General features: G+C 42.1%; 20 protein-coding genes (1 of these 20 cut by a window edge). 2 read left to right on the top strand and 18 right to left on the bottom strand.

All coding sequences use genetic code 11. The features are described 5' to 3' along the window. From tsaB to rpmH, 4 genes are all read right to left on the bottom strand, one after another. On the bottom strand, window positions 1–483 hold the 5' portion of the coding sequence (gene tsaB / locus QWY93_RS09530; protein ID WP_290247999.1) for a tRNA (adenosine(37)-N6)-threonylcarbamoyltransferase complex dimerization subunit type 1 TsaB. 207 nt of this gene lie to the left of the window's left edge; 483 of the gene's 690 nt are visible here — the first part of the coding sequence; the start codon lies at window positions 481–483; the stop codon falls past the left edge of the window. 137 nt (window positions 484–620) lie between these two features. Beyond that, the gene (locus tag QWY93_RS09525) at window positions 621–2,291 is read right to left on the bottom strand and encodes a S41 family peptidase (RefSeq protein WP_290247998.1); all 1,671 of its coding nucleotides are present in this window, start codon (window positions 2,289–2,291) and stop codon (window positions 621–623) included. A gap of 7 nt (window positions 2,292–2,298) precedes the next feature. Next, entirely contained in the window at window positions 2,299–2,661 is a 363-nt protein-coding gene (rnpA, locus tag QWY93_RS09520; protein ID WP_290247997.1) for a ribonuclease P protein component, read from the bottom strand. Between the two features lie 42 nt (window positions 2,662–2,703). Further along, on the bottom strand, window positions 2,704–2,862 hold the full coding sequence (gene rpmH / locus QWY93_RS09515; RefSeq protein WP_290247996.1) for a 50S ribosomal protein L34: 159 nt from the start codon (window positions 2,860–2,862) through the stop codon (window positions 2,704–2,706). Between the two features lie 212 nt (window positions 2,863–3,074). Between rpmH and QWY93_RS09510 the strand changes: the two genes are divergently transcribed. Both QWY93_RS09510 and QWY93_RS09505 read left to right on the top strand, forming a co-directional pair. Beyond that, on the top strand, window positions 3,075–4,751 hold the full coding sequence (locus QWY93_RS09510) for a M61 family metallopeptidase (RefSeq protein ID WP_290247994.1): 1,677 nt from the start codon (window positions 3,075–3,077) through the stop codon (window positions 4,749–4,751). Window positions 4,752–4,923: 172 nt separating this feature from the next. Next, a complete protein-coding gene (locus tag QWY93_RS09505) occupies window positions 4,924–5,367 on the top strand; it encodes a DoxX family protein (RefSeq protein WP_290247993.1) in 444 nt (147 codons plus the stop codon). Window positions 5,368–5,425: 58 nt separating this feature from the next. Here QWY93_RS09505 and QWY93_RS09500 read toward each other — a convergent pair whose 3' ends face one another. The 14 genes from QWY93_RS09500 to QWY93_RS09435 form a co-directional block, all read right to left on the bottom strand. Further along, window positions 5,426–6,151 (bottom strand): LolA-like protein, encoded by a 726-nt coding sequence (locus QWY93_RS09500; RefSeq protein WP_290247992.1) that lies wholly within the window; start codon window positions 6,149–6,151, stop codon window positions 5,426–5,428. 7 nt (window positions 6,152–6,158) lie between these two features. Beyond that, a complete protein-coding gene (locus QWY93_RS09495; protein WP_290247991.1) occupies window positions 6,159–8,207 on the bottom strand; it encodes a M16 family metallopeptidase in 2,049 nt (682 codons plus the stop codon). A 27-nt stretch (window positions 8,208–8,234) separates the two neighbouring features. Next, the gene (locus tag QWY93_RS09490) at window positions 8,235–9,572 is read right to left on the bottom strand and encodes a M16 family metallopeptidase (protein ID WP_290247989.1); all 1,338 of its coding nucleotides are present in this window, start codon (window positions 9,570–9,572) and stop codon (window positions 8,235–8,237) included. A gap of 481 nt (window positions 9,573–10,053) precedes the next feature. Then, window positions 10,054–11,385 carry a bile acid:sodium symporter family protein gene (locus QWY93_RS09485; protein ID WP_290247988.1) on the bottom strand — a complete coding sequence of 444 codons (1,332 nt, stop codon included), beginning with the start codon at window positions 11,383–11,385 and terminating at the stop codon, window positions 10,054–10,056. A gap of 10 nt (window positions 11,386–11,395) precedes the next feature. Continuing rightward, window positions 11,396–12,058 carry an aspartate/glutamate racemase family protein gene (locus QWY93_RS09480; protein ID WP_290247987.1) on the bottom strand — a complete coding sequence of 221 codons (663 nt, stop codon included), beginning with the start codon at window positions 12,056–12,058 and terminating at the stop codon, window positions 11,396–11,398. A 23-nt stretch (window positions 12,059–12,081) separates the two neighbouring features. Next, window positions 12,082–13,464: a four-carbon acid sugar kinase family protein gene (locus QWY93_RS09475; protein WP_290247985.1), complete on the bottom strand. Its 1,383-nt coding sequence runs from the start codon at window positions 13,462–13,464 to the stop codon at window positions 12,082–12,084. Continuing rightward, window positions 13,464–14,714 (bottom strand): ribulose-bisphosphate carboxylase large subunit family protein, encoded by a 1,251-nt coding sequence (locus tag QWY93_RS09470; RefSeq protein ID WP_290247983.1) that lies wholly within the window; start codon window positions 14,712–14,714, stop codon window positions 13,464–13,466. The genes QWY93_RS09475 and QWY93_RS09470 overlap by 1 nt, the downstream gene beginning before the upstream one ends. 318 nt (window positions 14,715–15,032) lie before the next feature. Beyond that, on the bottom strand, window positions 15,033–16,088 hold the full coding sequence (locus tag QWY93_RS09465; RefSeq protein ID WP_290247982.1) for a Gfo/Idh/MocA family protein: 1,056 nt from the start codon (window positions 16,086–16,088) through the stop codon (window positions 15,033–15,035). 173 nt (window positions 16,089–16,261) lie between these two features. Further along, window positions 16,262–17,293 carry an L-rhamnose/proton symporter RhaT gene (locus QWY93_RS09460; protein ID WP_290247980.1) on the bottom strand — a complete coding sequence of 344 codons (1,032 nt, stop codon included), beginning with the start codon at window positions 17,291–17,293 and terminating at the stop codon, window positions 16,262–16,264. A gap of 7 nt (window positions 17,294–17,300) precedes the next feature. Continuing rightward, window positions 17,301–18,158: an amidohydrolase family protein gene (locus QWY93_RS09455; protein WP_290247979.1), complete on the bottom strand. Its 858-nt coding sequence runs from the start codon at window positions 18,156–18,158 to the stop codon at window positions 17,301–17,303. Between the two features lies 1 nt (window position 18,159). Continuing rightward, window positions 18,160–19,311 (bottom strand): CaiB/BaiF CoA transferase family protein, encoded by a 1,152-nt coding sequence (locus QWY93_RS09450; protein WP_290247978.1) that lies wholly within the window; start codon window positions 19,309–19,311, stop codon window positions 18,160–18,162. Then, window positions 19,308–20,489, bottom strand: a complete 1,182-nt coding sequence (locus QWY93_RS09445) for a CaiB/BaiF CoA transferase family protein (protein ID WP_290247977.1) — start codon at window positions 20,487–20,489, stop codon at window positions 19,308–19,310. The genes QWY93_RS09450 and QWY93_RS09445 overlap by 4 nt, the downstream gene beginning before the upstream one ends. Continuing rightward, window positions 20,479–21,642, bottom strand: a complete 1,164-nt coding sequence (locus tag QWY93_RS09440; RefSeq protein WP_290247976.1) for an extracellular solute-binding protein — start codon at window positions 21,640–21,642, stop codon at window positions 20,479–20,481. Before QWY93_RS09440 ends, QWY93_RS09445 begins: the two co-directional genes overlap by 11 nt. Window positions 21,643–21,801: 159 nt before the next feature. Beyond that, window positions 21,802–22,245: a MaoC family dehydratase gene (locus QWY93_RS09435; RefSeq protein ID WP_290247975.1), complete on the bottom strand. Its 444-nt coding sequence runs from the start codon at window positions 22,243–22,245 to the stop codon at window positions 21,802–21,804. Between the last annotated feature and the right edge of the window lie 268 nt (window positions 22,246–22,513).

Below are 22,513 nucleotides of genomic sequence, written 5' to 3'. Positions count from 1 at the left end.
AAAATAAACTCTGGATTTATCTAAATACTCCCCAAACCCATCCTTATCCACAATCTTTGGTGAAAGAGGCTCTATCTCCTCACCAGCCCCATTTAAGACCTTGCAATACACTTCCATTCTTCTGGCATCTATCATCGGTACAACAAAATCTGTTTTTTTGACAAATCCTTTTGTCTTCCACGCCAATGCATCCAAAGTATCCACCCCGATCAATGGAATATCATGAGCAAAAGCGAGCCCTTTTGCGGTGGAAACGCCGATCCTAAGCCCAGTGTATGAACCTGGTCCCTGGGAAACGGCCACTGCATCCAAAGTACCTGGTTTTATCTCTGCTTGATCTAAAAGAAGTTTGATAGAAGGCATCAACTTTCTGGCATGCACATTTTCCTGGTGCAATTCAATTTCACCAACTAGTTTCCCATTTTGATGAACAGCAACTGCACAAACGGAAATAGCTGTTTCAATAGAAAGTATTAAGGCCATTTTTTATTCCTTTTTTTAGCCCATAAACTCATTATTTCCAGGCTACGCCCAAGTCCAGGGCTTATCTTTTTTTAAATACTATTGATTTAAAATGCTATACCTAATTTCACAGAGTAGATATAGTTTAATTGAAGCCATTATTTTTCCCCTTTTGGCTCCAGTAAGGCTGTATATTTATTTTCTTGCTCCAAAACAGCTAATGCCCGGGCAATTTCCTCATCCTTATCTAAAGATGCTTCCACAACACCCCCTTCATAGTAATACCTTGAAATAATTTCATCTTCCAGGGCCTCTTTTATTTCGTCCTTGAAGGTAACCAGGTCTTGTTCTTTGTTATGATGGACACTTTTTTTGAGGGAATCTATTTCAGCTTTTATTTCACCAAAATATTTTTCTTCCTTGGCAAATTTCTCCAGGTCCTCAATTGTTTTTTCAACCCTGGTGGTATAATCGTATTCTTTATCCACTAACCAAGTCACAAATTCATTGTAAAGCTCTTCAGTTACCTCAAACTCCCGAGGAGCTGAAATGGAATCATTTTCAATAAAGTATTCATTCACAAATTCAAAAACCAAACTCCTGGCCACCAAACTATAGGTGATGGGCGCATAACTTTTGCCCTCCACTTCAATATCAGGTTCTATTCCAGCGCCATCCCAAACTGTTCTTCCGCTTTTCGTTTTAAACGGTTTTCTCAATGAATCTGCGACACTAATTCCATTTCCATTGATATCTTTATGACTATAGTCGATCTCCTGGATACATCGTCCACTTGGAATGTAATATTTTGCGGTGGTTACTTTGACCTGGGTATTGTACGAAAGCGGGATTGTACTTTGCACCAATCCTTTCCCATAGGTCTTTCGGCCAACCAACACAGCCCGGTCATAATCTTGAAGGGCCCCTGCCACAATTTCTGAAGCAGAAGCGGACCTCTCATTTACAAGAACAGCGAGCGGCATTCGTTTATCTACTGGTGACCTGCTGGTTTTATAATAGGAATTAACACTTTCCATTTTTCCTTTGGTACTCACAACTTCTCTACCCCGGGGAACAAACAAACTTACAATGTCAACTGCCTCTTTCAATATCCCGCCAGGATTATCCCTGACATCCAAAATCAATTTTTCAGCACCCTTGGATTTGAGCTCCACCAGGGCCTTTCTGACATCATCTCCTGCATTAGTGGTAAAATCTGTAAGCTTTATATAACCAATATCCTCATTGACCATGCCGTAATAAGGGACATTATTAATTACAATTTTTTTACGGGTGATATTATAAGATAATGTGTCTGGGCCACGCTTTACAGTTACATTTACCCCTGTATTAGCCGGCCCTTTTAGCATTTTTGAAATTTCCGGAGTGGTCTTTTCCACTACCAGGACTGAATCCACCAATAAAAGTTCATCCCCTATTCTCAATCCGGATTTTTGAGCAGGAAAATCTTTATATGGCATCAATATCATATTCTTCCCAACCCTGTTACCTATCAGAGCCCCAATACCTGCATACTCTCCGGTAGTCATGGTCCGAAAATCATCGGATTCTTCCTCAGGAATATAATCCGTATAAGGATCCAATTCATCCAGCATGGCATTTATACCCACTGTCACCAAATGGTCAGGATCTATTTCATCTACATAATAGGTATCCAGCTCCCGGATCAAAGTTGCAAAAATGTCCAGGTTTTTGGCAATGGCAAATAGTTTGTCATTCTTGCCGGTAAATGAAAAAAGCAGCCCACCCGTAAGAAGGATAGCCACAAATAATCCAATATACTTACTTTGATGCCTAATCTTACTCATAGATATATTATGATTCTGCCCCCAATCGCTTAAGTATTTTCCGCACTTTATTTTGAATGAAGTGGAAATCCCTCACCTCGGGAGCAATATAAACTAAAGCTATTATTTTATTCTTTGAGGAAACATCCAATATCAAAGATTTGTTCAAACGGTAAGCCTCTTTGACTCTCCTTTTGACATAATTACGATGAACTGCTTTCTTTATTTTCCTTTTGGAAACCGAAAAAAGTACCTGATGATTGGCGGCTTCATCCACGGGCAGGTAAAACACCTTAAAGGGGTATAAAAAAAAAGAGGAACCTTTATCAAAAAGTTCCTTTATTAACTTTTTAGAATGTAATCTCTCATTCTTGGGAAGCCTTTGATCCATATCATTTAGGCATCTAAACAATGATTTGCATTTCGCAAAAGATTACTTCTTCAATGTCTTTTCTGAAGAAACAGAAAGCTTGTGTCTACCTTTAGATCTTCTTGACTTCAACACCCTTCTTCCATTAGGGGTAGCCATTCTTTCCCTAAATCCGTGCTTATTTCTTCTTTTTCTGCGTGAAGGTTGGAATGTTCTTTTCATGATCGTTTAGTTTTCATTCAGTGGATTTGAATACCTCAGCCCTTTGCTTGGCTGACACCTTTTGGCTTTCTTCCACTGATTTATGTTTTAATTTTATTATTTTCCTATATATCCCCATTCGGTACCACCGAAAAGGAATGCAAAGATAGCTAGGTTTTTTATATTTACAAACCAGTGGATTACTTTTGTTTAAAGCCAAAGAACAAATATAAATGGAATATCTCATCTACCGAAATAACCCCGTCAGCCAATTCATTCATATAAGCCTAAAATTCAATTGTTCATTAGGTGAAAAGGTCATTTTACAACTCCCCTGCTGGAGGCCCGGAAGGTATGAAATCACAAATTATGCCCAAAAAATCAAAGGGCTTGCTGTAAAATTCGGGAACCACGCTATTCCATTCAATAAAGTAAATAAGGACCAATGGCAATTTGAAGCCCTCTTTGAGGGACAATTTACTGTTAATTACCAATTCCATGCTTCCCAAATGGATGCTGGGGGAAGCTGGTCGGATGACCAACAGTTGTACCTGAATTTCATCAATTTCGCTTTTGAACTTAAAGGAAGAGAACAGGAAACTGTTGAAATAATGTTAGATTTCCCAGAGAATTATAAAATTGCCACTGCATTGCCCAGGTTAGGGGAAAGCCATTTTCATGCAAATGATTTTCAACACCTGGTAGATTGCCCTTTAATTGCTTCTCATGATTTACAGCACTTTACTTATGAAGTAAATGGCACTAAATTTAATTTATGGTTCCAGGGAGAAATTCATTTTAATGTTGAAGATGTCCTTGCCCACTTCAAATCTTATACAGAAAAACAAATTGAAGCTTTTGGTGAGTTTCCGGTTAAGGAATACCATTTTCTTTACCAACTCCTCCCCTACAAACATTACCACGGTGTGGAGCACCAAACATCTACTGTAATCACTTTTGGCCCTGCTGAAGCTTTGAAAGAAAAATCAAGTTTGGACGAATTTATTGGGGTAAGCTGCCATGAGCTGTACCACAGCTGGAATGTTTGCCAAATACGCCCCAAAGAACTTCTGCCTTATGATTTTTCTAAAGAAGCCTATATCGATACGGGAGTTGTCGCGGAAGGAGTAACCACTTATATGGGGGACATATTTTTATTGCAATCCGGTTATTTTGAACTGGAGGATTACCTGAAAATTTTAGAGAAACAGATCAAGCGGGAATTTGAAAGTTTTGGCTGGCAAAACCAATCCATTACAGAATCCAGTTGGGATTTATGGTTAGATGGTTATAAACTGGGTATCCCTGACAAAAAAGTAAGTATTTACAATAAGGGGGCATTAATTGCTATTTGCCTTGATCTGATACTTTTAGAGCAAGAAAGCTCACTGCATGAGGTCATGAAAAAGATGTGGGAAAAATTCGGAAAACCATTCAAAGGTTACAGTTTGACTGATTTTGAAAAAATATGCCAAAGCTGCAGTCAAAATCATGCCTTAATTTCCCACTTTTTCGAAGAATTTATATACGGAAAAAAAGACATCCAACCCTTACTTCAGGAGCAGTTGGAAAGTATCAATATCAACTGGGAGGTAACGGAGCAACCCGATCCCTGGTTGAAATATTGGGGCATTAAGGTCAAAGAAGATGGAACCATCATTAAAATTCACCCCCAAAGCCCCGCATATCATAGGGTAATGTTGGGAGACAAAATTCTGAGTATCAACTCTATCCCCTATCCGGAGTCGCCTCAACCTTCTCCTACTACCTTGAATTTGGAAATTGACCGGTTTGGAAGGATATTGAATCTTCAACTGGAAACAGGGGAAAGAGCATTTTATCCTACTATTCAATTGAAAAAAGGAAAGAGTATTTCCAAAAGAAAAAAATGGCTTGGAAAGGCACCTTAAATCAGAAAGGGCCTTTTCCTTTTCCCACTCTTAATTCCTGTTTAATTCTCAGGGGATATTTATCACAGATCAATCTTATTTTCAGCCCCTTAAACCCATTTTTTATCTCCCATTCCCCATACAAAAAAATTAATATTTCGTATATTAATAGAAACCAAACACCCAAAATACCATGAACACTATTTCAAAAATTGAGTCATGGGCAGATACCCACCACCCTCGATGGATTGATTTTATCCGGGTAGCCCTTGGACTTTTCATCTTGTATAAAGGCATTATGTTCATTTCCAATACCCAACCTTTGATGGAAATGATGGCAAATATTGACCTGCAGTTCTTCAACTTGGCATTGGCTCATTATGTGGCTTTTGCGCATTTAGTAGGAGGATTTTTTATTGCATTAGGTTTACTTACCCGCTTCTCAATTGTATTTCAAATCCCCATACTAATAGGAGCGGTATTCTTTGTAAATATTGACCAGGGATTCCTATCTGTTGCCAACAACATGGAATTTGAAATTTCCCTGATTGTACTTGTGCTTCTTATTGTATTCCTTATATATGGTTCAGGGAAGTTTTCTCTGGATTACTGGATGAAAAATCATCCTTATTGGTAAAATAAAAAAAGCCCCATTTTTGAGGGGCTTTTTTTATTTTCAATTAACAAATCAAGTATTATTCAAAAATTGCATCATCCAGGTTTTGGTTAAACTTGATGGATTTCACATTCCCCTCCAGGGACATGGGCATATTTGGACTTGAAATGGTCATTTTCATCGGCATCAAAATACCTTCCACCTCCTGATAATCCCCATAAACGATCTCCCCGGTCATTCCGGAGGCAGTTTTTAGTTTTAGCCCACTTTCTACACTATAGTACTCTGTACTTTCAACCCCATTGGAAGCTTTTAACTTTAATTTATGGGCTTTTTCACCATTCACCGACTCCTCACCTTCATAAGTAGCGGTTAGCTCTAAATCTTCCAGATGCAGCTCAGGAAAAATATAGGTTTGGGACAGTAAAGCTTTCAACTGATCAGATTCCAGCTCTTTTTCTTGCCCCATAGCCACTATAGTGCCCTTGTTGTCTTTAAACACCGTTTTTGCCACCAAATTCCCATTCATCTTGGTTTCATTCAATAGGCGTTGGTTTTCACGGTCGCTCACCCCATGGATTTCTAAGCTCATTCCCTGGAATTCGGCAACAGTCACAGTTTCCAAATTTCTTACCTCCATCAATTTCTGTTTGCCTCCTATTGCCTCCAGGTAATTTGAAATGACTTCCTCAACTGAATTTTCCTCTGTACTTATTACAGGGTTTTCAATAGAAGCTCCCCTACTTTCCCCAGGGTTGAGCAAAATAAGTGAAAGGACCCAAAAGGCTAAAACTGTTTTTTTCATTACCATTTTATTCAAAATCTGCATCTTCAAAACTGGGATTAAAAACTAGGGCATCGACTTTATTATTTAGTGGCATGGGGATCATTGGACTTTTAACGATGGTTTCAACAGGATATTTCACCCCCTCATGATCCTCATATTTTTTATAGGTTATTATTCCACTTTTTTCATTCTCCGATTTGATTTTCAAACCAGTATCTACACTGTAATAATTGACAGTTTTAGCACCAGTGGGGGTTGAAACAATTACTTTGTAGGCATTTTCTCCATCCACCTGGTTAATCCCATCCAATTCCATGGTGTAACCTAATTCTTCATAATGAATTTCCGGAACAATGAACATATTCATTTTGGCTTCTTCATATTGTTCATCTGTTAATTCCTTGGACTGACCCATGGCGTTGACAAACCCTTTTCCATCCTCTAAAGTAGTATTGGAAACGACATTACCCATCATGGAAACCTTTTGATTGAATCGCATTGCGGGTTCATCATATAACATTGTCATTGTCAATTCTTGGCCCTGAATTTCAGATTTCATTACCACTTTTGCGGACTTCAAGCCTTCCACTGCTTCTTTCCCCCCCAATGCTTCAATATATTCATGCAAAACCATTGAAGCAGTCATATCAGGATCAAGCTCAGGGGTAGCCTTGGCAGGATTCCCTTGAATATCATACAATTTCACCTCCCCAAACTGAGCAAGTTTTTCCTTGATCTCACTACCATTTCCGACCACCGTAATATACATATGTTCAGGTTTGATGTATTTTTCGGCAGCTTCATTAATATCTTCCACCGTCAATGCTCCCAACCTTTGTAAATAGGTGGTATAAAAGTCATCTGGCAAATTGTACCTTTCTTTATTGATCGCAAAGGTCGCCAGGGTAGATGGGCTTTCCAGTGACCTTCCAAATCTTCCGCTAAGATTAGCCTTTGCTGATTCCAACTCTTCTTCTGTTACTCCTTCCTCAACAATATTATTAATTTCATATATTAATTCTACCAGGGCCGAATCAGTAACTGCTGTTCTAACCGAAGCCCCTGCTGAAAAACTGGCGATCAATTTATCAGAGCCAATAGATGAGTAAGCCCCATAAGTATACCCCTTATCTTCCCTTAGATTCATAAACAAGCGGGAAGAAGCACCTCCACCCAAAATATAATTAAGCACTCGCGTGGACAAGTAATCTTCATTGTCCAGTCTCATTTCTATAGGATATGTAAGGTCAATCACTGACTGGACAGAGGCTGAACGATCTACCAGGGCAACCTTGTTTTTTTCAGGCAAAGAAGGTTTTTCATATTCGAAGGAAGGAACATCCCCTTTTTCCCATTTTGAGAAATGGGCTTTCACCACTTTTTTGGCCTCTTTTTTATCAATATCTCCAACTATGGCTAGATAGGCCACATTTGGCTTAAAATAAGTATTGTAATAATTTTGGATATCCTCCACCGAAATATTATTGATGGTTTCTTCTGTCCTAAGTTCCCCGTAAGGGTGGTTTCTTCCGAAAACCAAAGCCGAGGTTAATCTACTCGAAATGGCATCTGGATCGTCTTTTGAAGCCTCTAAACTTGTAATGGCTTGTTTTTTCAGCTTATCCAACTCTTCCTGCGGGAAAGCAGGATTATAAAGGACATCGGCCATCAGTTCCAAAATTTTATCCTGATGTTTTTTCAAAGATGAAGCATAAATGGAAGTGGAACCGGCATTCAAAGTAGCCCCGATAAAATCCACCTCCTCATCCAATTGATCTTTGGTTCTATTGGTGGTTCCCGCGGTAAGCATATTCCCAACGAAACCGGTCATACCTGTCTTTTCATTTTCCATCAATGGGTCTCGTTCAATGACAAGGGAAAAAGTTACCCTGGGCAATTTATGGTCTTCCACCACAAATACTTTTAACCCATTATCCAAAACAAAGGAATCAGGATCTTCCAATTCAATTTTGGGGGGAGGTCCAGGTTCCGGATAAGAACTTCTATCCACCTGAGCAAAAGTCAGTGAACTTGCTGCCAATAAAAGAAGTAGACAAATGATATATTTTTTCATAGCTGATTTCGAGTTTGGATAAAAATTTTATTCTTTTTCTGGAGTAGCCTGTGCAGATTTTGGAAGGTAATGCAATACTACCCTGCCATCAAGGGTCAAATACTTATTGGCCACTCTTTGGATGTCACTCTGCTTGACTTCCCTGTATTTTTCAAGTGTTTTATTGATATGCCCTGCTCCCCCATAGAAAACATGGGCTTGTGAAAGATTTTGGGCAATGCCGGCCATGGAAGAATTGTTGTTGACCACATCGTTTTCAATGATGTTTTGCAACTTCTGGAAATCTCTGTCCGAAATCCCTTCCTCCTGCACCTTCTTGATCAATATATCAATTTCGGATTCAAGGGAATCTGCTTCCACACCACGGTTGGTGATGCCATACATGATAAAAATACCACCATCTTCTAAATCCAAAGGAATGGCTGCTACGGCCAAGGCTTTCTGTTGTTTGTCCACCAGCTCTTTGGTCATCAAGGAAGATTCCCCTCCTGTCAAATAGGTGGACAACATGTCCATGGCGTAGGAATCCGGATGATCTTTTGGAGGTAAATTATAAGCCTGGATTACAGCAGGAATTTGGATATTGTCATAGATAATATCCCGAATTTCTTCCTCTTTTTTGGGTTCTTCTACATCCGGTCTATAGATGCTCCCATCACCCCTAGGGATTTCCGAAAAATATTTCTTCACCCATACTTCTGTTTGCTTATAGTCAATATCCCCGGCAATGGTCAGGGTAGCATTATTGGGAACATAAAACTCATTATAGAAATTCATAAATTCATCCAAAGTTGCTGCATTCAAATGTTCCAAAGAGCCAATGGGAGCCCATTGGTAAGGGTGTTTGGAATAGGCCCTTTCCAGGGTCTCGGGCAAAATGGTCCCGTAGGGTTGATTATCATAACGCTGCCGTTTTTCCTCTTTGACCACCTCCCGCTGAGTATCTACTCCTATCTGATCGATTTTAGCATGAAGCATCCGCTCACTTTCCATATACAATGCCAGTTCCAATTTATTGGAAGGTAAGGTTTCATAGTAATAGGTGATGTCATTTGATGTGTAGGCATTCAAAGTCCCTCCCTCGGATTGGATTTTCTTCATGTATTCCCCCCGGGGAATATTTTCGGAACCCTCAAACAGCAAATGCTCGAAAAAATGGGCAAAGCCTGTCCTATCTGGTTGCTCATTTTTTGAACCCACATGATACAATACGGAAGTCACCACAATGGGTGTACTGTTATCCTGGTGCATGATAACATGCAGACCATTGTCCAAGGTAAATTCCTTGAACTCGATATCATTTTGAGCGATGCCTGATAAGCTGGTAAAACTTATCAATAACACCAAAAAAGCTAATTTTCTCATATTGGGATATGTTATGATTTAGGTTTTATTATCTGTTAAACGATTAAAAACAATTTCTGGTCATCCATTTTCCATTTGGCAGGTGCCATAAAAATTATTACTAAAAGTATTTTTAAAAGCTTAAACAAACAAATTAAAGCACTTGTTATTGCAAGGTGGAATTATCTCAAGGTTTTATTTAAATATTTTTAACAAATAAATAGCAAGTTCAAAAAGGGGAAAAGTCACCTCATTATTATACTGAAAACTCCATGAAAAGTGAATTTATTGTTATTGGTGATTTGAAATTTGAAAATCATGGAATCTGCTTTCGAAAAAACTATTGTTGCTGAAAAAATCAATGATAATAAATCAACTATGTCCATTTCAGTTAAACAAATAACCGATTGAAAAGTAAACCTTTTTAACCCCAATATCAGGAATGGATTAATATATGAGAAAACTTAAGATGCGAAAAAATATACTCAAATGATCGTCCTTCCTATTCTGCTGAAATGGGCTCTTTGATTTTTTCCTTTGCCTCTTGTTCTTCCTCTTCTGCTTCTTCCTTTAAAGATTTTTTGCGCCAATAATTGGCCAAAATGGAACCAGAAATATTCATCCAGGGGCTAAATACTGCTGGTGCCAAACCAACGGTTCCCAATTTCCCCATGGAACCGGCCAATCCGGAGGCCATTCCTCCATTTTGCAACCCCACTTCCAAGGCCATAGAACGGGCAGAGTTGACATCCAATCCTAACAAGCGGCTAAGCCAATAGCCAAAGAAATACCCCAAGCCATTGTGAATTACGCTTGCCATAAAAAGTAAAACTCCTACTTGAAGTAAATTGTCCCTTCCAGCCGCAGTAGTTACCGTGGTGAAGTAAACAATACCGAACATGGAAATATAAGGCATCAATTGATCCAACCTCCTAATATATCGAGTTGCCACATGGTACAACACCCCAAAAACTATTGCCCCCATAAAGAAAGTGAAAATCTCAAGCGACTGAAGGGCTGGAGCGGTAAAGGCATTGGAGAAATATTCCCAAAGCCCCAGGGGAAGTGCTGCTAAATAAACAGCGACAAAGGCCGCTACTCCATATATTTTGGATTTATACCGGGTAGGTGCATGTTTCAAAAAGTCATGCAACAAGGCGGCTCCAATGGGTACCAAAACAATTTTGATGATACTCATCATCATACTGATAAATTCAATATCAATCAGGGTGCCCGCCAGTGTTTTCATCCAAAACGGAGTCATTAATGGGGCCAGCATGGTCGCCATGGCCGTCACCGTTACGGACAAGACCAGATTGGCCCTGGCAAGGTAAACCATCACATTGGAAGCCAATCCACTGCTGCATGCTCCCATCAGAATGATCCCAGCAGCAATTTCAGGATCAAAATCAAATATTTGGGTGAGCATAAAACCAATCAAGGGCATAATGGAAAATTGGCTGAGCAATCCAACCAGGACCCCTTTTCCTGTGGTGGCCAAATTGGAAAAGTCCCTTAAGCTCATCTGGATACCCATGCCAAACATTACCCCTTGCACCACAAACAGGATCACCCATTTGTTGCGAAGGTCAAAATCACCCCATTGCAAGAAAGCCTCCGGATAGATCATCCCGGCAACTACTGCAGTCATGATCCAAGCCGTGTATTGGTAGCCTTTCCATTTTTCAAAGGATCCCATTCCCAAAGAAAAAGCCACACAAAACCCCACAGCAGTAACTTGCCAAATGGAGGTAAAACCTCCCATAATGGCAAAGAGCATTACGACCAATAGCAGTCCGGAAATATACAAAAGAGACTTTCTTACAAGCTGCATAAGGGATAGTTTATTGGATGGAAGCTAAATATTTTACTGCTTCTGGTGGACTGGCCACGATTGGCACTTTTTTATCTTCCTCATCTAAGGTTTCCACCACCCTGGCCATAGAGGCTTGGGCCAATAAGATCACATCCACTTCTTTAGATAGTGCTTTCAACGCTTCTGCAACCATCTGGTCATGCTTTTCCGGATCTCCTCCCATCAAGGCTTCGAAAGCCCCTTCACATAGCTTAGCAGTCAGTTCGATTTTTTTTCCTAAAACTTTCGCTCTTCTTTCTACCAAGTCTGAAGTGGGTTCCAAGGTAGTAGGTAAAGTGGCAACTACTCCAATTTTTTTACCTGTTTTAATGGCCAAATCTGCCATTGGTTGGTCTACCCTTATTACAGGCACCTGAGTCAATGCTTCTGAAGCTTCTACCGCCGCTCCAATGGAGGAACAGGTAACCATGATCTGGTCAGCACCTGCGGTTTCTGCCGACCCTACATAATCAACCACTCTTCTGGCAGTTTGCTGGGTCAACTTACCTTTGTTGATCACATCTTTTATTAAGCTGTCGTCTACAATATTGAACACTTTTACTCCTGGCAAATGCTCCTCACAAAGCTTTTGGAATATAGGCACCAATGTTGCCGAAGTATGGATCAATCCTAATGTTTTATCTTTTTGCATAATGATCTGTTTTTCTATTACACTTAATTTTCACCTTTTTCTACACTGCCAAAGTAATCTTCCGCTCCCACCTGGCCACCTTTAAAGTTCACTTCAACTCCATCCAAAGGAGATCCCGGGGCAAAAGCTTTACATAATGGGGCACCGGGAACAAGAGGAGCAATCATCTCCACTGCTTCAATGCCCAAAACTCTGGCCACCTTGCTGGAAGTATCTCCTCCAGCGATCAATAATCTTTGATACCTAATTTCCTGAGCCACCTGGCGGGCTATACTTCCCAGGGCTTTCCCAAATAAATCAGCAGTTTTACTGGAAACTTCCTCTGAAGCTATTCCATTTTGAGTCAACAGCTTTTTGGTAAGCGCCATCCTGGGATCATCACTCCCCAAGGCAGTATGGATGACCACACTTTTCCCTGCAGCCATTTTTGCTTTTACTTCCTCCACATATCCATCCAACCCATTTTTCTCAGCTATCACTTTTTCCGGATCCAAGGCTACACCTTCAAATCCGTGGTCCAAGGCCCAGGAAATCTGTCCTGAAGTCACCGGACTCCCGCTTCCTGAAACTACCAACATAGGTGTAGCCCTACCAGGATGGGACCAATTGATTTCCTGATCAATTTTCCCTTTGTATTTCCAATAAGCTCCCAAGGCCATTTCTACACCTGAAGATCCCACCGAAAAATGGGTTTTCTCTTGCCCAGCCTGGTCAATTAAACGGCCGATTTTTGGCATTTGATCAGGATAAAGGGCATCAAAAAGGACCACTTCCGCTTGATCTTCCAGTTCCCTAAGAAGGGCTTTTTCCAAGCTTGCTTCCTCTCCCTCCACTTCCAGAATATCTACCAATCCAACTTTCTTGTCGGTTTGCTTGCCCAAATGTAACCTAAGGTCACTTTCATCAACAGGAGTGGTGGGGTGTTTGCTCATGGATGGATGACGATCCAGTCTATGGATTTCTCCCTGGCTGCCTATACCCATCCGGGCAAAAAGGTTTCCAAAGGCACAATAACGTCCCAGTTGGGGTGCAGCTACCAAAAGGGTAATATAATTGTGGTTAAAAATTTTCGCGCCAACATCTATGGCTTTTCCAATGCTTCCGATCTTGGGAGAGGAATCAAAGGTGGAACAAACTTTATAATGTACTTGTGCAGCGCCAGAGTCTTTTAGTGCCGAAAAAGCCACTTTTAATTCTTTTTCCATGTCCTCCGGGTTCATGGAACGGGTCATCCCAGCAATCCCAATGGCCTCAATCCCTTCATACCTGGCCAATTGTTCAGGTGTGGGAGGCGCGATAAATAGCACCGTTTTCACTCCGGCACGGCTTAGGAAGTCCAGTGCATCCGAAGAGCCTGTAAAATCATCCCCGTAATAGGCCAATAAAAGTGGTGCTTGTTTTGCCATTATTTTTTCTTTCCAAATTTCTCAACTGATAGACCAAACTCCGGATATTGTTCCGCCACTTCCTCCACGGAAAGGCCATCGACAGCACCTTCCCAGGCTTGCTTCAAAGCTTTTACCCCTCCAGCGGGTCCAGCAGGATGAGCCATTATCCCTCCACCTGCCATGTAAAGCAAGTCAGTGGTTTTGGTCCTTCTGAAAGTTTCGGGAGCTTGCCCTCCCCATTGTCCGGAGGAAACTACTGGCATTACCTGATAGCCACCAAGCAGGGGTGTCAAACAGCCTTCAATGGAGTTGACTACCGAATCATCAGATTCCCAGAATTTATTTTGAATGCCATTGACATGGAGTTGATCTACCCCGGCCAATCGCCATAATTTTTGGTATGCTCTAAAATCAATTCCTAAAAGTGGATGCCTGTTGAGCATTCCCCAGCCATTTCTGTGGGCGTGAATTGCCAGCTCACCCCGGTCACAAATGGATTTCACCCCCGCCAGCCCTACACTGTTGATGCTCATCATGGCACAGGTGCCACCACTTTGTACCACCTTATCATAATGTTTGTGCATAGCATCGATTTCATCGGAAATATTGAAGGCATACATGACCTTTTTCCCGGTTTTGTCCGCATGCTCATTGATCACCTTCATGATGGCATCCACCCTTTTGTCAAATGGCGAATTAGCGGAAGAAGCCATCAGTTCATCATCCTTAATAAAATCAATCCCTGCTTCTGCCAATTCCTTCACCAATGCAGCCGTTTCTTCAGGACTCATACCGATACTGGGTTTGATAATGGTTCCAATCAAAGGCCTTCCTTCTGGAACACCCGTCAAATCCCTACAACCCTTTATGCCAAACTTGGGCCCTGCAAAATGCCGGGCAAAGGAATCAGGAACTTCCAGATCCATCAACTTCAGGCCGGTAAATTGGGTGATTTCATATAAATTTCCCTGAAGGGTGGAAATCATCGTGGGAAGGTTATAACCAAAATTTTCAATAGACCAGGAAACCTTGATCCTTGCCCTTCTGTATTTGCCAGTAGGCGAAACAGCTCCTGGGATGGCCGGTTCGCTGACCTCTTCTAAAGGCTCAATGGATTCTACCTGTGCGGCAAAGCGTTGTTTTAATTCAGCCGTTTCACCTGGAACGGCTACAAATGTCCCCGAGGATTGCTCGCCAGCCAAAACTTGGGCGGCAGCTTCAACTTCATAGGGGGTTTCTATATAATATGTGGCTGAAATTCTTTCCATGATATAATGTCAAAATGGGTGGTGGGGTTGGAAAGGGATTAGGAAAATCAAAAAAAGTAAGACAGGAGTAAAGCTCCCGTCCTACTTAAAAAAACCTAATAAAACCCTATGTGAGCAAAAGTAGCTATGCTGCTTTATAACAGCATCCTGAACTTACCTGCTCCAATTAGGAACAATCATTTTTTTATCCTTATTCCTTTAAATAATAGACGCTTTGGAGAAACTCCCATTTTTACCTAGGAGAAAAGTACGAGGTACGATGTATAAGGACGAGTTCTCAGTTGACTGTCAAAGGTGAACTTCTAAAAAGATTTAACTTCAATTTCCACTCAGCAACTCTCCCAACTTCACACCACCCTCTTCAGAAGATCGGTGCGCCGCCTCCACACAGGCCATAGTATGGATGCAGTCTTCCACACTATTATCAGGTTGATAACCTGGACCTTCCAAGCTCTTGATCATTTCTCCCATGGAACCCATAAATGCATGTGGGAACCAAGAACCATTTATCTTTTCTTCTTTCCACTTAGGAGTCTTCCCCTCTTCCAATTGGATCCATTCGAATTGGTCTTCCGTCCCTTCCGGGTAATTTTTGAGCAGCCCCAGTTCTATTTTGATGGCTCCTTTGGTGCCTTCCAGTTTGATATAGGAATGCTGGTTTTTCAAACCAAAATCATGGGCATGATTGGTTATGATATTGGCCCGGACCATTTCTCCATAATCCAAAATGATATTGCTCCTCACCGAGGCCAGTTGGGCCATTTTGGGATGTTTGGTGGTTTTGGCGTAAACGCATTTTGGATCCCCCAAAAAAGACCGGATCAAATCCACATAATGGATGCTGTGGTACAATATTTCTACTCTTGGAGAGGTGAATAAAAATTCCCAAAGGTGCCAGGGGGTAAAAACATTGATATTAATTTCAATATCACATAAATCCCCGATTTTTCCGGATTGGATGATTTCCCGGGCTTTTTGGATAAAGGGTGCATAACGAAGCTGGAAATTGATTCCGGCAATCAACTTCTTTTTTTTGCACAAGGTTAAAATGTCTTTGGCCATTTCCAGGTTTTCACCCATGGGTTTTTGGATCAATACCCTGGCCCCATTGGGAAGTTTTTCCAATACTTTCAACATGGCATTACCAGGGACAGCCACATCAAAAATGGTAGATTCATCAGCATGTTTTACCAAATCTTCCAAGTTTTCAAATACCTGGGGAATCCCGAATTGATCTGCCAAACCCTTCCCTTTGGAAACATCCAAATCAAAAATTCCTGCTACCTCAAAACCAGCCAATTGATAAGCGGGCAGGTGGGCATCTTTTACAATCCCTCCCGCTCCGATGACCTGTATTTTAGTTTTTTTGTTCATATTGAATTTTTCTCGCGGAGGCGCAGGGCCCACAAAGATTTTTATTCTAATACCCTAAAGGTATCCTATCCGTTTGAATTTTGGTGTTTTGGGAAATATGACCCATTTCCTCATTCGAAAATATAACTTCTCCCATCCCAAATTTGCGTTCTTAGCGTTTAGGCGAAAAACTGTCAAGCCATGGAATTGCCAATGGTCAGGGCCAATACAGCAGCCACGAGCACGGCCAATGCCAGGGCCAGCGTCCAAATGGTTTTTCCTTTGGCATGCACCCATTCCCTTAGAGCCAAACCGGCTACCGTACTGAACAGCACCAGCATGATCATATGCACTGCCCAACTTGTAAATTTGTAATCTCCCATCTTCACATGGCCTAAGCCATAAAAGAAGAATTGGGAATACCACAACAAACCGGTGATGATGGCAAAAATGTAATTTCTGGTCAATGGGGATTTTCCTTTTCCCACAAACTCTTTGAAAGTACCTTGTTTGCGGTGCAGGGAGAGACAATAAATCAAAGTCACCAAAAATGCTCCGGTATTTGAAAAGATGTAAATCACATTGCTTTGGTAATCCCCTGCGCCATATTCTACTGCAACTTCAGCAATAGGTTGGCCTTGGTCGATGGAAAAACCATAAAGAGCAGACAATACCCCCGCCAATAAACACAGAGGCAAACCTTTACCTATAGAAAAGCTGGAATCCTGGGTTTTCAGGGATTTGGCCAGATCTATTTCTTTGTATCGGCCGGCCAACCCACAAAGGGCAATACCTACTACTCCAAAAATCATTCCTGTGATGATCCATTCGGCACCATTCTGCTGCAAAACGGTCATCAATTCTCCCCTTACAAATGGAGGCAATAAGGTTCCCACCACACAGCTGATGCCAATGGAAATGGCATAGGTCAGGGAGAACCCCATGTACCGGATGGCAATGCCAAAAGCTGTACCTCCCACGCCATAGGCCATTCCCAGACCAAATGCTTTCCACATGGCATCAGATGGCGCTTTTTCCAAAACCGTCATTAGTTCAGGGATGGTGATCCAGGCCACTATGATGGGTAAAAGAAACCAGCAAACAAAAGCTTGTGCCAGCCAATAAGTTTGCCAGGACCATTGGGATACTTTTTTCTGTGGGGTATAGCAAAGGGCGGCAAAGGAAGCCCCTACCGCATGTAACATTACGCCTCCAATTACACTCATTTTTTGGTTATTTTAGGTTCAGGTTGTAAAATGCTGCAGCATTTTCACTCAATACTTTTTCTTGTTCTTTGGGGTGCAACAATAATTGCAAAACATCTTTATAATTTTTCCAGGAATAGGTGTAGCTCCCGGCCAATAAGGACACTGGCCAATCACCACCACAAAAGCATCGACCAACACCATAGGTATCCAAGGCAAACTCCACATAGGGAAAAATGTCATAACGACCCCAGTTATCCGGTTTTCCGGAGGTGGTACCCATGCCGGAAATTTTCATATAAAAATTGGGGTGTTGGGCAGCTTGTTCCATCAACTCCCCCCATCTGCCAAAATGAGCGGCTTCCTGGATGGGGGGCTGATTGAGATGGTCAAAAACCATTTTCAGATCGGGCACTTTTTCAGCCACGGTCAAAGCCGTTTCAATATGTTCGGGCAAAATGCCCACCACATCATAGGGAATGTTTTTGTCCGCCAGTATCTGGAGGCTTTCCAAAACTTCTTCCTGCAATAACCACTGGGAATCTGGTTCATCGTGGATCAAATGGCGGACCCCTTTAAAATAAGGATTGGACAAATACTTGCCCTCCAAAACTTTGGCCGTATATTCTGGATCTTGAAGCGGCACCCAACCTACTACTCCCTTGATCCAATCATTTTTTTTGGCCACTTCCAGCATCCAGTCGGTATCGTCAAAGTTGTTGGCCGCCTGCACCAAGACCCCAGCATTGATGCCTGCTTCTTTGCGTTCCTCTTCCAATTCCTCCAGGGAATAAGTCCTGCTCAAAATGGAAGTGTCATTTTTCAGCCAGCTGTACCTGGCCTTTTCAAAATCCCAAATATGGATATGTGAATCTACGATATTCATTTCAGTGGTCATTGAGTCCAAACTCCCTGGCAATTGCGTCATTATGTTCTCCTAAAAAGGGAGCTCCCTTTTCCGATTTCAAAATTTCTCCATTGACCCTAATTGGGCATCGGGTGGTTTTCACCTCATGACCCTGGATGGTTCTTACTTTCATTTCCATCTCCAACACCTGATAGCCTTCTTCTTCCATCAGGGCCTCAATATCCAAGACCCGGGCACACCAAATGTCCGCAGGCTCTAAAATATCCAGCCAGTGCCGGGTACTTTGGCTTTGAAGGTGGCTGGCCAAAATGGCTTTTATTTCATCCCTTTGGTCAAACCAGGTTTTTGGATCTTCAAATGGCGCCAGTTCGGGACAACCCAAAAGGTCCTTTAATATCTGGATATTCCCCATGGCCAAAGCCAAATGGCCGTCAGTAGTTTCATAAACGCCATAAGGGGCGGCCACATAAGAATGGGCATGATTGGCTTTGCTTCTTTGGGGAAGTTCATTCCCATCATTGAGGAAAGTGGTAAACACTTCAAATTGAAAATCCATGGCTGATTCCAACATGCTTACTTGCACCAAAGCGCCTTGTCCTGTTTGATCCTTTTGATATAGAGCGGCCAATATTCCCTGAGCCAATTGGGTACCTGCTAATATATCCACCACCGAGATCCCCATAGGGGTCGGTAATTTATCCTCTTCACCATTCAAAAAGGGCAATCCTGTCAAGGACTGTAATAGCAAATCCTGCCCGGGCAAATCCTTCCAGGGCCCCTCCGATCCATAGCCACTAATTTCTGCATAAATGACATCAGGTTTGATGGCCTTGACATCTTCAAATGCCAAACCAAGGCGATCCATTACTCCAGGACGGAAATTGTGCATCACCACATCCGCTTTTTTCAACAAATCGAGGATCCTTACTTTATCTTTCTCATTTTTGAGATCAGCCGTGATACTTTCCTTGTTCCGGTTGATAGTATGAAAAATGGTGGATTCCCCAGCCACCTCCACTTCTGACACATATAGCTGGCGGCAGATGTCCCCGGTTTCGGGCTTTTCCACTTTGATCACCCGGGCACCCATATCAGCTAAGCGCAAGCTCCCTGATGGCCCGGACAAAAACTGGGAAAAGTCTACGACTAATATTCCTTCCAGTAAACTCATGACTGTATTTCAAATAGGTTAAATGCGGCTTTGATCTTTTCAGTATCCGCCCCCAACTCTGGAGCAGGCTTTTCACTGAGCATCCGCTTTCCATCAATTCTAATAGGACATCGATTGGTCAAGATCGACTTACCATCAGGAAGCCTCACTTCCTGTTCCAGTTGCATTTCCTGATACCCCCGTTCCTGCTTCAGTTCCTTCCAATTTTTGACATCCATGGCCCAAAGGCCATTTTCCCGCAGTTTTCCCAACCAGTGATCGGTACTTTTTTGCTTGAAGTGTTCTGCCAGGATGGATTTGATTTCATCCCGATGGCTAAAGACCTGTGACTGATCGAAGTCTTCTAACTTTTCACCGCCAATAGCTGCATTTAAATCGGCAAGTGGAATCATGGCAATGGCCAAATGACTATCAGAGGTGGCATAAATCCCGTAAGGTGCTCCCAGCAAAGGATGGGCATTATTGACAGCGGATCGCAAAGGCCTTTTGCCGCTGGCAAAGTAGGTGGTCAACAACTCAAACTGGAAATCCAATAGGGATTCCAAAAGGCTCAATTCCAACTTGGCCCCTTTGCCGGTCTTGTTTCTACTGACCAATGCCGCCAAAATCCCCTGCACCATCTGGGCACCACAGAGCATATCCCCAATAGCCAATCCAAATGGAGTTGGGGCATCTTTCTGGTTACCGCTGGAATACATCAATCCGCTCATAGCTTGGAGCAAGAGGTCCTGACCGGGCTTTTTGGCCCAAGGTCCTTTGCTGCCATAACCGCTGATTTCCGCAAAAATCAGCTTGGGGTTAATTTCTTTCACAGTTTCATATCCCAAGCCTAATTTGTCCATGACTCCGGGCCTGAAATTATGGATCAACACATCTGCTTTGCCTACCAGGTTTTTGATTTCTGCCAGTTCCTCTGGAGATTTCAGGTTAGCTGTAAAGCTTTCCTTGTTTCTATTGATGGTATGGAAAAGCAGGGAATCATCTCCTACCCATTGGTTTTTGATGGGCAAAATACGGCACAAATCCCCCTTGCCTGGGTTTTCGATTTTGATCACCCTTGCCCCCAAATCTGCCAACCTTAAACCAGCAGATGGGCCGGAAAGGTATTGGCAAAACTCCAATACCAACACCCCGTCCAATGGCCTTTTTCCCATATTTTTTTCCGTATTACTCTTCATTTACTACCGTTCTCAGGCTTTCCTGATAAATTTGGTTAATAGCATCCAGCACTTCTTCAGGACTTCCTTCCCCCTTCATATAATTTTGGATGGAATTTCCCGCATGGTCCTGAAAATGCAGGTAACCATTGTACCTGGGTCTCATATAAGAAGCATCCAATGAAGCAAGGGTGTCTTTGAAATAATCATTAGTGATGTAATTGGTTCTTTCATCCAACCAGGCAGTGCGGTGCCCTGGCTGGCCGCCATTGAGTACATATTCGGTAGACTGATGCCTTTCGCTCACTACCATTTCCGCAAAAAGTAATGCTTCCTCCTTATGTTTGCTAAAAGCGGAAACCGCCAAACCAGTACCTCCAATGGTACTTCTCAATTTATTTTTGTCGTCAAAATTGACCAAGTTTCCATAGGTCAACAGATAGTCACTGTATCCTTCCCTGCAATAATTGGAATAGCCATAGGCAAAAGGACAATACCAGAAATCATTGCTCATGGACATCATTTCTGCCACTCTAATAGGATTGGCAGCAAACATCCTTTCATCCAATTGGCTGTAAAAGTCCTTCATGGTGGCCAATGCTTTGAGGCCAGTTGACTTATCAATCACCTCCTCAGTACTTACAAAAGGCTCTTGTCCATGCGCCTGACAGAACATATAAAAGTTCATCAGCAAATCGATCGGAATGGCTGGAGCAGCCACTTTACCTTTTTTGGCCAGTTCCATCACCTCTGCCCATGTTTCAGGAACTTTTGCCCCATTTTCCTTGAGCAAATCTTTCCTGTAACTGGGAACAGGAGCAGCTGCATCAATGGCCAAAGCCCACTGGTGACCACCATAATGGTAACTTTGATGGGATCTCCCTACATTATTGTCTGCCTGGTTTTCCAGATAAGCCTTAGGCAAATGTTCATCCAATGGCAATACACAATTGGTGGCAGCAGCACATCCCACCCAAGGGTGGTCGATGATCAGGAGATCATAGCTTTCCGTCAGTTTTTCAATCGGATAATCGGCAAACTCCTGTAAAGTCCTTTGTCTCCATTGCACCTCAATATCCGGATAAAGTTGTTGAAATCTTTGGGCAAAAGCCTGCAAAGGGGCGATCCCTCGACTATGCCCCCAGGTCATTCCTTTTAATATCTTTTTCGCCATTATTTCTACGTATTAATTTCTTCTTTTTACTTTCAAATTTCTTCTTACCGACCAACCAGTGGTAGCTAAAGGCCAAAATCCGAATACCTCTCATCCATAGATTTTTTTCCTGATCAACACTTTGGTTCGCATTAGACCTTAGGCTTTCGGCTTTTGGCTTTAAACATCCTTTTTTTCGGTCAATAAAATATGTTCACAAAGCATCACCAGTTCATCTTTCTGGTTAAAGACTTCTACCAGCTCCGTAACCAGCCCATACTGAGGCCTTTTATGGTCTTTTTTGTCTTTTATGGAAACTTTCACCCGGATGGTGTCCCCAATGAACACAGGTTTGGTAAATCGCAAACGCTCGTATCCATAGGTCATGGCCACCTCATTAATGACCTGGGCTGTCATCCCTACGGCTACCGAAAAAATCAGGGTTCCATGGGCAATGCGCTCTTTAAAAGGTTGTGTTTTGCACCATTCTTCATCCATATGGTGCGGAAAATAATCACCGGTTTGACCGGCATGCATTACAATATCTGTTTCCGTAATGGTCCGGCCCAAGGTGGTCCGGCTTTCTTCAAGTTCAAACTCTTCGTAGTACTTCTTTATAAACATATGTTGATTATTTTCAAGCTTATATACTCAGGTTGTTTTTCTACCCTTGACGTGAATCGTATTTGTCAATCCGAGGTAACGAGGGATCTCACCCAATAATATTTACACTAAAGATCCCTCCTTTATAGGGATGATAAGGCTCCGAAACCCTCCTCATTCGGCTCTTTTTATTTAAGGAATTAAAACGTCTCGCAGAGGCGTTAAGAGCGCTATGATTTTCGCCCCCTTTTTCAATTATATTCCCTGGCTATCTGTATCCCTTTACAAC

The sequence above is a fragment of the Echinicola jeungdonensis genome, assembly GCF_030409905.1.
GTDB lineage: Bacteria > Bacteroidota > Bacteroidia > Cytophagales > Cyclobacteriaceae > Echinicola > Echinicola jeungdonensis.
The sequence above is the reverse complement of the archived record's forward strand: the minus strand, read 5'-3'. Positions and strand labels throughout refer to the sequence as shown.